This window comes from Winogradskyella litorisediminis, assembly GCF_042675765.1.
GTDB classification, from domain to species: Bacteria; Bacteroidota; Bacteroidia; order Flavobacteriales; family Flavobacteriaceae; genus Winogradskyella; species Winogradskyella litorisediminis.
The window spans coordinates 141,072-154,752 of sequence record NZ_JBHTJL010000003.1; the positions used below are offsets into that span (position 1 = coordinate 141,072).

Annotated in this window: 14 protein-coding genes; 6 read left to right on the plus strand and 8 right to left on the minus strand. The window is 32.9% G+C overall.

The window, feature by feature from the left end:
• The first annotated feature begins 40 nt into the window (after positions 1 to 40).
• The gene (locus ACFQ1Q_RS00730) at positions 41 to 550 is read left to right on the plus strand and encodes a DinB family protein (RefSeq protein ID WP_386126950.1); all 510 of its coding nucleotides are present in this window, start codon (positions 41 to 43) and stop codon (positions 548 to 550) included.
• Here ACFQ1Q_RS00730 and uvrA read toward each other — a convergent pair.
• Complete coding sequence (gene uvrA, locus ACFQ1Q_RS00735) at positions 545 to 3,334, minus strand: excinuclease ABC subunit UvrA (protein WP_386126952.1); 2,790 nt, start codon at positions 3,332 to 3,334, stop codon at positions 545 to 547. The genes ACFQ1Q_RS00730 and uvrA overlap by 6 nt on opposite strands.
• A 253-nt stretch (positions 3,335 to 3,587) precedes the next feature.
• Here uvrA and ACFQ1Q_RS00740 point away from each other — a divergent pair, with 253 nt between their 5' ends.
• A complete protein-coding gene (locus tag ACFQ1Q_RS00740) occupies positions 3,588 to 4,172 on the plus strand; it encodes an RNA polymerase sigma factor (protein WP_386126954.1) in 585 nt (194 codons plus the stop codon).
• A gap of 57 nt (positions 4,173 to 4,229) precedes the next feature.
• Positions 4,230 to 4,373, plus strand: a complete 144-nt coding sequence (locus ACFQ1Q_RS00745) for a hypothetical protein (RefSeq protein ID WP_386126956.1) — start codon at positions 4,230 to 4,232, stop codon at positions 4,371 to 4,373.
• Between the two features lie 34 nt (positions 4,374 to 4,407).
• On the opposite strand, the gene ACFQ1Q_RS00750 is transcribed toward ACFQ1Q_RS00745, so the two are convergent.
• Entirely contained in the window at positions 4,408 to 5,064 is a 657-nt protein-coding gene (locus ACFQ1Q_RS00750) for an endonuclease III domain-containing protein (RefSeq protein ID WP_386126958.1), read from the minus strand.
• A 36-nt stretch (positions 5,065 to 5,100) separates the two neighbouring features.
• Between ACFQ1Q_RS00750 and bcp the strand changes: the two genes are divergently transcribed.
• On the plus strand, positions 5,101 to 5,559 hold the full coding sequence (bcp, locus tag ACFQ1Q_RS00755) for a thioredoxin-dependent thiol peroxidase (RefSeq protein WP_386126960.1): 459 nt from the start codon (positions 5,101 to 5,103) through the stop codon (positions 5,557 to 5,559).
• A 78-nt stretch (positions 5,560 to 5,637) separates the two neighbouring features.
• On the opposite strand, the gene ACFQ1Q_RS00760 is transcribed toward bcp, so the two are convergent.
• Positions 5,638 to 7,089 (minus strand): TonB-dependent receptor, encoded by a 1,452-nt coding sequence (locus ACFQ1Q_RS00760; protein WP_386126962.1) that lies wholly within the window; start codon positions 7,087 to 7,089, stop codon positions 5,638 to 5,640.
• A gap of 89 nt (positions 7,090 to 7,178) precedes the next feature.
• Here ACFQ1Q_RS00760 and ACFQ1Q_RS00765 point away from each other — a divergent pair, with 89 nt between their 5' ends.
• A complete protein-coding gene (locus ACFQ1Q_RS00765; RefSeq protein ID WP_386126964.1) occupies positions 7,179 to 7,940 on the plus strand; it encodes an MBL fold metallo-hydrolase in 762 nt (253 codons plus the stop codon).
• A 3-nt stretch (positions 7,941 to 7,943) separates the two neighbouring features.
• Positions 7,944 to 8,447, plus strand: a complete 504-nt coding sequence (locus ACFQ1Q_RS00770) for a hydrolase (RefSeq protein WP_386126966.1) — start codon at positions 7,944 to 7,946, stop codon at positions 8,445 to 8,447.
• Here the strand turns inward: ACFQ1Q_RS00770 and ACFQ1Q_RS00775 are convergent.
• The 5 genes from ACFQ1Q_RS00775 to ACFQ1Q_RS00795 form a co-directional block, all read right to left on the minus strand.
• Positions 8,444 to 9,091 carry an alpha/beta hydrolase gene (locus ACFQ1Q_RS00775; RefSeq protein WP_386126968.1) on the minus strand — a complete coding sequence of 216 codons (648 nt, stop codon included), beginning with the start codon at positions 9,089 to 9,091 and terminating at the stop codon, positions 8,444 to 8,446. The two genes, ACFQ1Q_RS00770 and ACFQ1Q_RS00775, sit on opposite strands and share 4 nt — an antisense overlap.
• Before the next feature lie 3 nt (positions 9,092 to 9,094).
• Positions 9,095 to 9,424: a hypothetical protein gene (locus tag ACFQ1Q_RS00780; protein WP_386126970.1), complete on the minus strand. Its 330-nt coding sequence runs from the start codon at positions 9,422 to 9,424 to the stop codon at positions 9,095 to 9,097.
• Positions 9,417 to 10,673, minus strand: coding sequence for a dihydroorotase (locus ACFQ1Q_RS00785; protein WP_386126972.1), 1,257 nt, complete (start codon positions 10,671 to 10,673; stop codon positions 9,417 to 9,419). Before ACFQ1Q_RS00785 ends, ACFQ1Q_RS00780 begins: the two co-directional genes overlap by 8 nt.
• On the minus strand, positions 10,670 to 12,592 hold the full coding sequence (locus tag ACFQ1Q_RS00790; protein WP_386126974.1) for a BatA domain-containing protein: 1,923 nt from the start codon (positions 12,590 to 12,592) through the stop codon (positions 10,670 to 10,672). The genes ACFQ1Q_RS00785 and ACFQ1Q_RS00790 overlap by 4 nt, the downstream gene beginning before the upstream one ends.
• A 78-nt stretch (positions 12,593 to 12,670) precedes the next feature.
• Complete coding sequence (locus tag ACFQ1Q_RS00795; RefSeq protein WP_386126976.1) at positions 12,671 to 13,678, minus strand: glycosyltransferase family 2 protein; 1,008 nt, start codon at positions 13,676 to 13,678, stop codon at positions 12,671 to 12,673.
• Positions 13,679 to 13,681 lie beyond the last annotated feature (3 nt).

Consider the following 13,681-nt stretch of genomic DNA (forward strand, 5'->3'; position numbering starts at 1 on the left):
ACTAGGGCTTTTTTTATTTTATCATCTAAACCTTTTATAAATGAATTTATCATCAGAAGAATATAATCCATATTACAAGTTGTATATCGACGGTACAACTAAAGCCAATAGCATCGTAGAAAGTTTAACTACGAATCTTGAAAGTGTTGTAGATTTTTACAGAAATTTACCTAAAGATAAGTTAGAGTTTGCTTATGCAGATGGTAAATGGACACCAAAAGAGATTTTACTTCATATTATTGATACCGAACGTATTTTTGCATATCGCGCTATGCGTATTGCGAGACAAGACAGAACTGAATTGGCTGGTTTTGAGCAAGATGATTATGTTGCATCTTCAAAAGCTAACAACAGAAGCTTAGATACATTATTAAATGAATATGTTTCTGTAAGACATTCTTCAATTTCATTATTTAAATCGTTTAATGATTTAGAATTACAATCTATAGGAAAGGCGAGTGGTTCGGCAATTTCCGTTCGTGCTATTGGATATATTTTAACTGGTCATGAGAACCATCATAATCGAATTATTAAGGAGCGGTATTTATAATTTTTCTTCCAAATATTTGCCTGTAACAGATTTTTTGTCTTTAACAACATCCTCAGGTGTGCCTTGTGCGACTAATCGACCTCCGTTTTTTCCGCCTTCAGGTCCTAAATCTATAATGTAATCAGCGCATTTGATTAAATCGATGTTGTGCTCAATAACTATAATTGAATGTCCGATTTCAATCAACGCTTGAAAGGATTTTAGTAACTTCTTGATATCATGAAAATGAAGTCCAGTTGTAGGCTCATCAAAAATGAAAAGTGTAGTATCGCCACGAGACCCTTTACCTAAAAATGAAGCTAATTTAATGCGCTGTGCTTCACCACCAGAAAGTGTAGAAGAGGATTGACCTAGTGTTACGTAGCCCAAACCAACATCTTTTAAAGGTTGTAATTTTCGTTCAATTTTATCTTGTTTATGTGTGTTGAAAAATGCTACTGCATCATCGATGGTCATATTCAGAATATCGTCGATGGACTTGTCTTCAAACTTCACTTCAAGCACTTCTTTTTTAAAGCGTTTACCGTTACAAGTTTCGCACGTGAGATGAACATCTGCCATAAATTGCATTTCTATTGTCACTTCTCCTTCGCCTTTGCAAGTCTCACAACGTCCGCCATCTACATTAAAACTAAAATGTTTGGCTTGATAATTTCTGATTTTACTCAATTTTTGAGAAGCAAACAACGAGCGAATATCATCATAAGCTTTAATATAGGTAACAGGATTTGAACGCGATGAACGACCAATAGGGTTTTGGTCTACAAATTCTACACTCTCAATGTTTGAGAAATTACCTTTCAGTTCCGTATACTGTCCTGGTTTGTCACCAAAACCTGTTAATTTTTTTTGTACAGCAGGATAAAGTATTTTCTTTACTAACGTACTTTTTCCACTTCCTGAAACACCCGTAATCACGCTTAGCATATTCAAGGGAAAATTGACATTGATATTTTTTAGGTTATTCTCTCTAGCACCAATAATTTCAATATTGTATTTAGAAGTACGGCGTTTTTTAGGCAATTCAATTTCTAGTTTGCCATTAAGATAACCTGCTGTTAAAGTGTTGGCGGCTATAATATCATTAAAAGTTCCTGTAGCTACTACATTTCCGCCAAAAGTTCCAGCTTCTGGGCCAATATCAATAATTTCATCTGCAGCTTTCATTATGTCTTCATCATGTTCTACAACGATGACTGTGTTTCCTAAATCGCGCAAAGACTTTAGCACTTTTATGAGTCTTTCGGTATCTTTTGGATGCAAACCAATACTAGGTTCATCTAAAATATACGTAGAACCTACAAGGCTACTTCCAAGCGATGTCGCCAGGTTAATTCGCTGACTTTCTCCACCTGAAAGTGTGTTAGATTTTCGATTTAATGTGAGATAATTTAGACCTACATTTTCTAAGAATTCTAGCCTGGTGTTTATTTCTTTTAATAGACGCTTTGCAATTTTTGTATCGTGCTCGTTTAATTTTAAGTCTTTAAAAAAATTGGCCAATTCGTCCAATGGCAAATCCACTAAATCCATAATGGTTTTGTCTGCAATTTTTACATAACTCGCTTCTTCTCGAAGTCGTTTGCCTTTACAAACATTGCATTTTGTTTTTCCACGATAGCGTGAAAGCATTACACGATTCTGAATTTTATATGCTTTAGATTCTAATTCAGCAAAGAAACTATCTAAGCCTTCAAAATACTTATTGCCTTTCCAAACTAGAGCTTTTTGAGCATCTGTCAATTCAAAAAATGGTTTATGAATAGGAAAATTGAATTTATGCGAATTATTTACCAATTGGTCTCTGTACCAACTCATACTTTCGCCACGCCACGGAAAAACAGCGTTCTCGTAAATAGACAGTGCTGTATTGGGAATAACCAAATCTTCGTCAATACCAATGACATCGCCATAACCTTCGCATTTAGGGCAAGCTCCATAAGGATTATTAAAGCTAAATAGATGTGCATTTGGCTCTAAAAAAGTCATACCATCTAACTCAAACCTGTTATTAAATACTTTTTGTTTTTTATCGTCTAGCGACTCTATAATACATGTGCCAACACCTTCAAAAAATGCTGTTTCTACGGCATCAGCCAATCGGTTGAGAAAATCTTCTTCATTTTGAAATACAATTCGGTCAACGACTAAATAAACATCTTTAGCAGATTTAAGCTTTCTTTCTAATGCGTCATCAATTCTAACAACATCTTCTTTAATTTTTACTCGTGCATAACCTTGTTTTTGAAGCGTTTCTAGCTTGTTTTCAATACTTCGTCCTTCCTCAAGAATAATAGGTGAGAGTAATAATAATTTGGTGCGTTCTTCAAATGTTTTAATATATTCTATAACATCTGTAGTGCGGTGTTTCTTCACCAAATCTCCAGAAATAGGTGAGTAGGTCTTGCCAATTCTTGCAAATAGAAGCTTTAGATAATCATAAATTTCTGTTGTTGTACCTACGGTCGAGCGTGGATTTGTGGAATTTACTTTTTGCTCAATGGCTATTGCTGGTGCAATTCCTTTTATATAATCTACTTTTGGCTTATTAAGTCTGCCTAAAAACTGGCGTGCATAACTGCTTAGGCTTTCTACATAACGTCGTTGCCCTTCGGCGTATAAGGTGTCGAACGCTAAGCTCGATTTTCCTGAACCCGAAAGTCCTGTAATTACTACCAACTTATTTCGTGGTATGATCACGTCTATATTTTTCAGGTTGTGCAGTTTAGCACCTTTTATAATGATATTTGTTTTTGGATTGGCTTCTAAAACCTTAGTATGCATAGTGTTTTCTTGAATTGAGAAGTGCAAAGATACCATAAGTATTCCATTGCATAAAATGATGATATTGTATTCTAAATGTTAAATTTTAAAGAAATTGCATATTTTTTTTAAAACGCGTTTGTTTAATTGGAATGATTCTTGTTTATTTGATTTCATTAATATTTAAAAAAGACCGCTTATAACATAATATTACTTTAAGAAAAATTGCTTAAAACCCAGTCAAAGCATCTGCTTTGGACTTAAAGTATCTATTATGAAAGGAAAACTTATCGAAGACGCGGTTCTTGTAAAGAACTACATTAACGGAGACGAAAATGCGCTCTCTGTATTAATCACAAGACACAAGCAAAAAATTTACAGTTTCATCTATTCAAAAGTTTTTGATAGAGATATTACTGAAGATGTTTTTCAAGACACTTTTATTAAAGTTATTAAAAACCTTAAGAAAGGTAAATACAATGAAGAAGGTAAGTTTTTACCTTGGGTAATGCGTATTGCTCATAATTTGGTAATTGACCATTTTAGACGTAATAGCCGCATGCCAAAATTTGACAATTCTGGTGAATTTAGTATTTTTTCTGTGTTAAGTGATTCGGCATTAAATGCAGAAAAAACAATTATTAAAAATCAGGTAGAATCTGATGTTAGACGACTTATTGAAGAATTGCCAAATGACCAAAAACAAGTGTTAATGATGCGTATGTATCAAGATATGAGTTTTAAGGAAATCTCTGAACGTACTGGTGTTAGCATCAATACAGCGTTAGGAAGAATGCGTTATGCACTTATTAATTTAAGGAAGGTGATTGACCAACATAATATCGTTTTAACAAATTGATATAATAATGTAGATTTATTTGCGTTAATGTAGTTATAGGAACATAAAATTACGCAAATGGCAAAAATTTACTCTCAACAAAACCCTAAACAAATTCAACTTAACCCAAAAAATGAAACGGTAGATTTTCTACTGAACTATTCTAAGGCTTTACGTGTTAATTGTTATAAAAATATGAAGTTTGAAGCGCTTCTGAATTAGTTTATAAAACCCTAATTTTAAAAATTAGGGTTTTTTATTTTTTCATTTTGTAATAATCGTTTAACACCGATTTTCTGCCTATGGTTTTTGTGATTATGTCATTATCTAAATCCCAACCGCGCGCTGGCGAATATTCTCTTCCATACCAAATAATTTGAAGATGTAAATCGTTCCAAAGTTCTTTTGGGAATAAGCGTTTCGCATCTTTTTCTGTTTGAACCACATTTTTTCCATTAGTTAAATTCCAACGATACATTAGTCGATGAATATGTGTATCTACAGGAAATGCAGGAATACCAAAGGCCTGCGACAAAACTACAGCAGCTGTTTTATGACCAACAGCAGGCAATGCTTCTAATTCTTCATAAGTTTTTGGTACTTCGCCATTGTGCTTATCAATTAAAATATGAGATAATCCATGGATACCTTTACTCTTCATGGGTGATAATCCAACAGGTTTTATAATTTCTCTAATTTCTTCTACAGATAGTTTAATCATATCATAAGGATTATCTGCGCGCTGAAACAACAATGGTGTTATTTGATTAACACGTACATCAGTACTTTGTGCAGACATCAATACAGCAATTAACAACGTATATGGGTCTTTATGGTCTAAAGGTACCGGAATAGTAGGATAGAGCTCTTTTAACTTAGATATAACAAAATTGACCTTTTCTTGCTTTGTCATTAATTGTACTTTTGATTGAATTTCAAATTTACAACTATGAACACACTAAAGCAAGGCGATAAAGTGCCCGATTTTACAGTAAATAATCAAGATGGTAATCCGGTTTCATTAAGCGATTACAAAGGAAAAAAACTTATTGTTTTCTTTTACCCTAAAGCAAGTACTCCAGGTTGTACTGCCGAAGCCTGCAATTTAACCGATAATTATGCAGAGTTGCAGAAGCAAGGTTTCGAAATTTTGGGAGTTAGCGCTGATAGCGAAAAACGACAAACAAATTTTAAAAATAAATATAATTTTCCGTTTCCGTTATTAGCAGATGAAGACAAAGGAGTTATTAATGCTTTTGGTGTTTGGGGAAACAAGAAATTTATGGGAAAAGAATATGATGGTATTCACCGAAAAACGTTTTTAGTTAATGAAGACGGTGTTGTAGAACACGTTATTGATAAAGTAAAAACCAAAGACCACGCTGCTCAAATATTAGAGTTGGTTTAGCATTTTTAAATAAGAGAATAAAAAAACCTTGATTTTTAAAACAATCAAGGCTTTTTTAAGTTTATATTAGTTTAAGACTTATTTGTGCATTACTTCTTCAGTTTCGCAGCCAAATAAACTTTTTTCTTTAATTAGTTTTGCAACTCCTTCCGGAAGCATGTCTTCCCATCCCGTTTTTCCTTCAGCAATCATAGCTAAAACTTTTCTAGAGAATACTGAAAGTATTGTAGAATCGTAATCGTTGATGTCAACTACTTTGCCATTGTATTTAAAGAATTTGTATAACTCTTTCATACGTGGATGGACTTTAAGATTTTCGCTTGTTGTTAAACTACCATCTTCATTTTCCATTGGATATAGATAAACCCTCAAATCTTTGTAAAATAATTTACCGAATGCTTCAAGAATTCCTCCACTCAAATGGCGATAATATTTCTCATCAAAAATATCAACTAGATTGTTAACACCCATAGCTAATCCCATTCGGTTTTTACTGTATTGAGAAAAATATTCAACTAGTTTGTAATATTCTTTAAAGTTTGAAATTAAAACCGTCTGTCCGAGAGAACAGAGTAACCGAGCTCTATCCATGAAATCTTGCTCGTCAATTTCACCTTCAGCTCTTAGGTTAGATAATGTAATTTCGAAAATGACTTGAGTTTTTTCTTTCTCAACCTTATTTTCTTTTATGAACATTTCGTAAGATTTCTCAAACATGTCCATATTTACCTTTGTTACAGGTCTAAAACTTCCGCGTAAGGCTAAAATATTCTTTTTGTAAAGAACTCTTGCTGGTAAAACATTATTTCCGTCTGGCGCAAACATAACGGCATCAGTCATACCATTTTTCACTAGTTGAAGACTCATTAATCGATTGTCAATTTCTTCAAAAACAGGTCCAGAAAAGTTAATAGTATCTATTTCTAATTGGTCTTTATCTAGATGGTCGTACAAATAACGAAGTAATTTTTTAGGCTCATTGTATTTGTAAAATGCGCCGTAAATAAGATTTGTACCTAAAACACCAAGTGTTTCTTGTTGTAAACGCGCATCATTTTCTTTAAATCTTATATGAAGCACAATTTCATTGTAAGCGCCATCTGGCTCTACTTGATATTTAATACCAACCCAACCGTGTCCTTTGTATTTTTTTGCAAAATCAATGGTAGCAACAGTATTGGCATATGTAAAAAACATTTTGTCAGGATGCTTGTCTCTTGTAATACGCTCTTCCATAAGATTGGTCTCATGATTAAGCATTTTACGAAGACGCGCTTCGGTAACGTAACGTCTATCATTCTCGATACCATAAATGGCATCGCTAAAGTCTTTATCATAGGCAGACATTGTTTTGGCAATTGTGCCAGAAGCACCACCAGCTCTAAAAAACTGTCTTACTGTTTCTTGGCCTGCGCCAATTTCAGCAAATGTTCCATAGATATCTGCGTTAAGATTAATGCGAAGGCATTTATCTCTAAGTGAAGGAATGTTTTCAAATTCCTTGTCTGCTTTATACTTAATTTCCGTCATTATTGTTGAATTTTCAAGCATAACAAAGGTACGATTTAACTAAAGCAATCAAAAAATTTAGTCTTATTTTTGTCTTAAACTTTACAGATTTGAAAGTCACTTTTCTCGGCACTGGCACATCACAAGGTATTCCTGTAATAGGAAGCACACATCCTGTGTGTTTAAGTGAAAACCCAAAGGATAAACGACTTAGAGTTTCGGTGTTAATTCAATGGAACAATTATAATTTTGTGATTGATTGCGGACCAGATTTTAGGCAGCAAATGTTAAGGTCTAAGTGCACAAAATTAGATGGTATATTATTTACACACGAGCATGCAGACCATGTTATGGGTTTAGATGATATTCGTCCATTTTTCTTTCGTCAAGGCGATATTGATATCTATGCTCATAAAAGAGTTGTAAAAGCGTTAAAGCGCGTATTTGCTTATATTTTTGAAACAGAAAACAAATATCCTGGCGCTCCAAATGTTGAAGTTAATCAAGTTGATGGTAGAAATTTTAAGGTTGGAAATTTAGAGGTCATACCAATAGAAGGGTATCATAACCAACTTCAAGTCTACGGATATAGGTTTGATAAATTTGCATATTTAACCGATATGAAAACTGTTGCAGATTCTGAAATAGAAAAACTTCAAAATCTTGATGTTTTAGTGGTGAATGCTTTACGAGAAGAACCTCACGTATCTCATTTTAATCTCGAAGAAGCATTAAGCTTTATCTCTAAAGTAAAACCGAAACGCGCTTATTTAACACATATTAGTCATCATATGGGTTTTCATGACGAGGTGCAACAAAAATTACCAGATAACGTTTTTTTAGCGTACGATAATCTCCAAATTACTATATGATTTATGAAAAGCAGACTTTTTATGTACTTGTTCATTTTTGCTGTATTGGCAATTATTTTTCAGTATACAAATGACAAAAATATTTTAGACAAATACGAAAAAGACATCAAAACCTATAAAGCAAAAGTTGCTGAATTAGAAGATGAGCGCAATGCTTTAAATGATAAAATTTTTGATATGTCTCATTTCACTTTTGAAGGCAATCAGGAAGCTGTAGATTATTATGAAAATAAAGGTATCAATACCGAAAATTTAGTCGCTAGATTAAAAGATGGTCTTTTAGAAATGAATGTTTATGAAGGTATTGACCATCCGATTGTGCCTTTTGCCTCAATGACAGAATCTAAAATTATCATTGACCAAATACGCGTGTTGAATCATAAATGGATTTTAGCCAATTTTACAGATGGCCAGCATTGGGGCGAGCTGTTTATCAATTACGAAGTCACTGATAAAAACGAAATTATCTACAAATTGGACGATTACTTTTTATATCCTATTAACTAGATACGTTTTTCTAACCAAGTTTTAAATTCATAAAAATTTTGTGGTGCAACACCATGCCCGACTGGAAATTCGCTATACGTATTTTTAATTCCGAGCGCATCTAAAAATGGTTTCGATTTTCGAGCCCAATCTGCAGGAATTACTTGGTCAACGCTACCATGTGAGCAATAAAAGTCCAAATGACCGTATTTAGATTTTTCTAAATCTTTAGGTAGAATATCTTCATTGATATATCCGCTTAAAGCGATGATATTTTTAACTTTTTCAGGATAGGTTAGTGCTACAGAATAACTCAAAATTGTACCTTGGCTAAATCCAAGTAAGGTTACATTATTGTTATTTACACTGTAAGTTTTACACGCATAATCGATAAATTCTGAGATTTTATCTCTAGATAATTGTGCCTGTTCGTTATCGCTCCATTTGCCTTGCTCAGCATCAAAATTAATAGCATACCAAGCATTTCCGTATGGTTGTAATTGATACGGCGCGCGAACTGAAATTATAAAAAGCTCTTTTGATAACTCTTCTGCAAATGAAAACAAATCATTTTCATCACTGCCATAACCATGACACATGATTAATAATGGAGCGTTTTCTTTTAAAGTTGAAGGTCGTGTAATATAGTGTAAGTCTTGTGACATTGATTATTGAATAGATTTAAAAACATTCTGAAATACATTGCCGATTAAAGGCAACTTGTTCAATTTTCCAGTAGCAGCGCCAATAATGCCATAAGCAAAAAGAACTAAGAAAAAAATCCAAAACGAGTAGGTAATTATCCAACTATCAAAACCACCAACGATATAACCAAGAATAAAGTAAATAAGCCATAATCCTAAACTTTGACGAATATGAAAAGTCGTGAAGCTATTCTTATTATCTTGCGTCATAAAATAGGCGATAAGAACGCCAATAATAGTGATGTAAGCTACGATAGCGTAATTTTTCCCTTCTTGAGTAGTTTGATTATTCACTGATTTCAATTTTATTATTTGCTATAACACCGTAAACTTTTCCTTTTAATTCAGTTCCTAAAAATGCTGAATTTTTCGAAGTCGACTTAATGTGTTCTTTAGTAAAAGTAATTTTTCCTTCAGGATTAAAAAGTGAAATGTCCGCTCTTGCGCCAACAGAAATCGAAGATTCTTCAACACCAAATCTTGCTTTTCCTTTAGTTAATAAACCAATTGTTTTTTTAGTAGAAAACAACGTCTGCAAAGCGCCAAAAGCCGATTCTAAACCAATCGTCCCGTATTTGGCATGGTCAAATTCTACATTTTTATGTTCCACATCAATAGGATTGTGGTCTGTAGTTACCATATCTATAGTGCCATCTTTTAAACCTTCAATTATTGCATCAACATCATTTTGCGTCCGTAATGGTGGTAAGACTTTATAATTGGTATCAAAATCTAAAAGTTTATCATCTGTAAAGAGCAAGTTGTGTATGGCAACAGAGCATGTAACATCTAACTTTTTAGCTTTTGCGTTACTTATTAATTCAACAGACTTCGCTGTACTAATAGTTGGTATATGTAATTTTCCGCCTGTATATTCTAATAAAAATAAATCTCTTGCAATTTGCAATTCTTCGGCTAGTGCAGGATTACCTTTTAAGCCAAGCGTTGTGCTATTTACATTTTCATTCATCACACCTTTTCCAGAAATCTGTGATTCCTGAGGAAAAGAAAGCACCAAACCATCAAAATTACTCGCGTATTGCAAGGCTATTTTTAATAAATTAGGGTTTTTAATTGGTGTTTGGTAATCGTAAAAAGCAACCGCGCCAGCGTTTTTCATATCAAAAAGCTCAGCTAAGTCAACACTTTCAGAATTTTTAGTTAAAGCTCCAATAGGTTTTAATTGACAAGCAGAACCATTTGCTTTAGCTAAAGCAAAGGCAATATCTGCATTACTATCTAAAACAGGATTTGTATTCGCATTCATTGCAACAGCAGAAAAACCAGATTGTGCCGCAACTTTAAGTCCGTTGCTTATAGTTTCGCGCTCCTCAAAACCTGGTTCGCCCAAAGACACAGAACTATCAAACCAACCTCGTGAGACATGGAGATTTTCTAATTTAATTTCAGGATAGTTGTCAGGATTAGAAATACGTTTTGAAATCTTGGTAATTGTTCCGTTTTCGATTAAAATATCAACATTCTCATTGTGGAAATCACTTTTAGAATCAACGATGGTAGCAGATTTTAGGAGTGCATTCATTTAAGATATTTTAGTAACAATATTTCTATAAGTAAAAATACTAGCGCAAAAATAACAAACCATTTCCATAACGCGTTAATACTTGCGTTACTTTTTACGGTGTCGATAGCTGAAGCTAATGAGTTATCGATAGAGTAGTTGTTGTTGCCAGAAAGCTTGTAGTAAGTTAAATTACTTTCGTCTCTTTGTTGATTAAAGCTAAGCTTCTTTATAATTTTATTTTGTTGAGTAACGTTAAGTATACCCGATTTTGTTGGAAAATCGCTTGTCGTTATGCTTACTTTTTTACTAAATGTTTTTTGAAGCGGAATTACTTTTTCGTTTTCATTTTCAAAACTTAAAATTTCATCCTGAGATAACTGAATATCAATATCTATTTTGTTCTCTTCTCCGATTGTGTAGTATAGTTTTGGTATTTCAAGGCTTTTCTTTCCCATATTGTACAGTGCAGGAACAATTAATGGAGATTTTTTAAAATTGCTATTATTAGTATTTATAGCAGCCGTAAATAGGTAAACTTTATTCTTGCCAAGTAAAAACGTATCGCCGTTATCATATGTGTAAACTGCATTTGCATTTGAATTTAATCCGTAATGCGAATTCACTTTTGGATATTGAAAATTTGTCACACGATTATAAAACGCATTACTAATTAGTGGATGGTCGTAGTTGATAGTTGTAATTCGTTTTTCTGAATCGTTTACCGTATTTAATTGAGGTAAACCTAAATTGTTAAATAATTGATTGTAAGTATTTTGGTTTAATTCTTCTGAAGTAATAATACAAATGCTTCCGCCGTCCGATTGAAACGATTTTAATACTGTAATTAAGGCATTTGGTATGGATTTTAATTCGTTTAACACAATTAAATTTTGGTCTTCGAGCTTGCTGTAATCAAGAGATTTGAGGTTAAAAGCTGTGTATATAAACTCATCATCTGTGTATAATTTTTTTAGAAAATCATCATTAGCCTCATTAATGCTCAATATCTTTATTTTATCATTTTTATTAATGTTAAAATAAAATTTGTTATCATATTGAAGGCTTGCATCCTCTACTGAAAGTTCGCCATTAAATTCTGTATTATTCGGAATTGTAAATGATGTCGACGCTGTGTCGGTAATATCTATTGCTGTCTTTGCAACCAATTTGTCATTATTATTTAAGGCAACAGACACGTTGCTTGTTGCGTTACCAGAATTTGAAACATCAACACCAATCTCAATAGTATCTGTATTATTTTTTGAAATGTAAACACTATCAATACTCACATTATTTTTGTAAACGGCTTTTGGTTGCACGAGTTTAAGGTTGATTGTGCTATCATTCTCAAACTCTAAATTTGTTGATTTTTGCTGAAAGTCAGAAACTAAAATCAAATTTTTAACTGAAGATTTATCTCCAGAAAAGTATTGCTTTCCTTTTAAATAGGCCGAATTGTAAGATAATTGATTCGTAGAATGCTTCAGCTTTATTAAATCGTTAGTTATACTTTTTAATGTCGTATTTCGAAACGTTTTGTCATTGGTAAAAATCGTTAATTCTTCAGCATCAGAATAACTTTTCAGAATATCTTGAATAGCTTCATTTAACAAACTCCCATTGTTTCCTTTAGCTTCCATACTAAAAGAGTTGTCAAGGTAAATAACAGTTTCGTTTTTAGCATTGAATGTGTCCGAATTTGTAGTAAAAGGTTGTGCAAAAGCAATGACTAACATGGCGAGAAGTAACATTCGCATCAATAATGTTAGCCACTTTTTTATCTGTGAACTTTTACGTGTTTGAAGCTTTACTTTTTTAAGAAACTTAACATTAGTAAATCTTACTTTTTGAAATCGACGCAACTGAAATAAATGAATAAAAATAGGAATAAGCAGTAATAATAGTGCCCACAGAAGTTCTGGATGTTTAAACTGCATTCTTTTTTAGTGTCATTTTAATAGTTATTTCAAATATAGGAATTGATTATATAGTAGCACAGCCCGGTTTTGAGAAATTTAACAGAAAAAGAAATAGTCTTTCATAGAGTCCATTTTAAGGTTATTGAAATAATTGACAATATCTTTTTGAGCATCGATATTTGCCACCGTAACAATGGTTTGTGGTTGTCTAATTTTTTTTAAATCTTCAAAAGCCTGAAGTTTTACACCATAAATGGACTTTCCAATTTTCTTTTCATTATCACAAATCCAAAAAAACGGAATGCCTTTTTCAACCAGCGATTTTGCAATAGATTTACCTTTAAAACCTGCACCCCAAACAGTTAGAGGTCTTTTGCTATCATAATCTAGTTTTAAAAAGTAATGCAATTTTATATCCAAGAAATAATTTTGTGCGTAATGCTCATGTGTTCTTGAGGTTCTCGTGCTGTAATCGCGCCAAAAGTGTAAAAGATTATTATTCGGGATGCATTTATAACCATGCTCGTAAAAACGAAAGGTCAAATCATAATCCTCTGGATAACGGTTTGGATTAAAAGCATCGCAAGCTACTAAATCATCTCTCTGTAACATCCAACATGGCGAAGCGATGACGCATTCTTTATAAATTTCAGAATAATTACTTCCTTTTTTCGTCAATCTATTTAGCCAAGCTTCGTATTTAGCATAGCCATCACTAATACCAGTTTCACTAAAGTATTTCACCAAACCTAATGCCACGTGTTTTTTTCCGTAAGTTTTAAGCTGATTCACCATCACTTCAAGCTTATTTTCGGCCATAATATCATCGCTATCCATTCTGGTAATATATTCGCCTTTACTTTCACTAAATGCGAGTTGTAAAGCTGAAATTATTCCGTTTTTATTGTTTTTATATAGCTTGATTCGGCTGTCGTTCTTCGCATAGCTTTGCACTTTTTCATAGGAATCATCGGTAGAATTATCGTCGACAATAAGCAGCTCCCAATTTTGATATGTTTGATTTAAAATTGAAACCAGACATTCATCAATATAATTGGAGACGTTTTTAAAAGGTGTGAGAATACTTACCAATGGTGCTGACATATT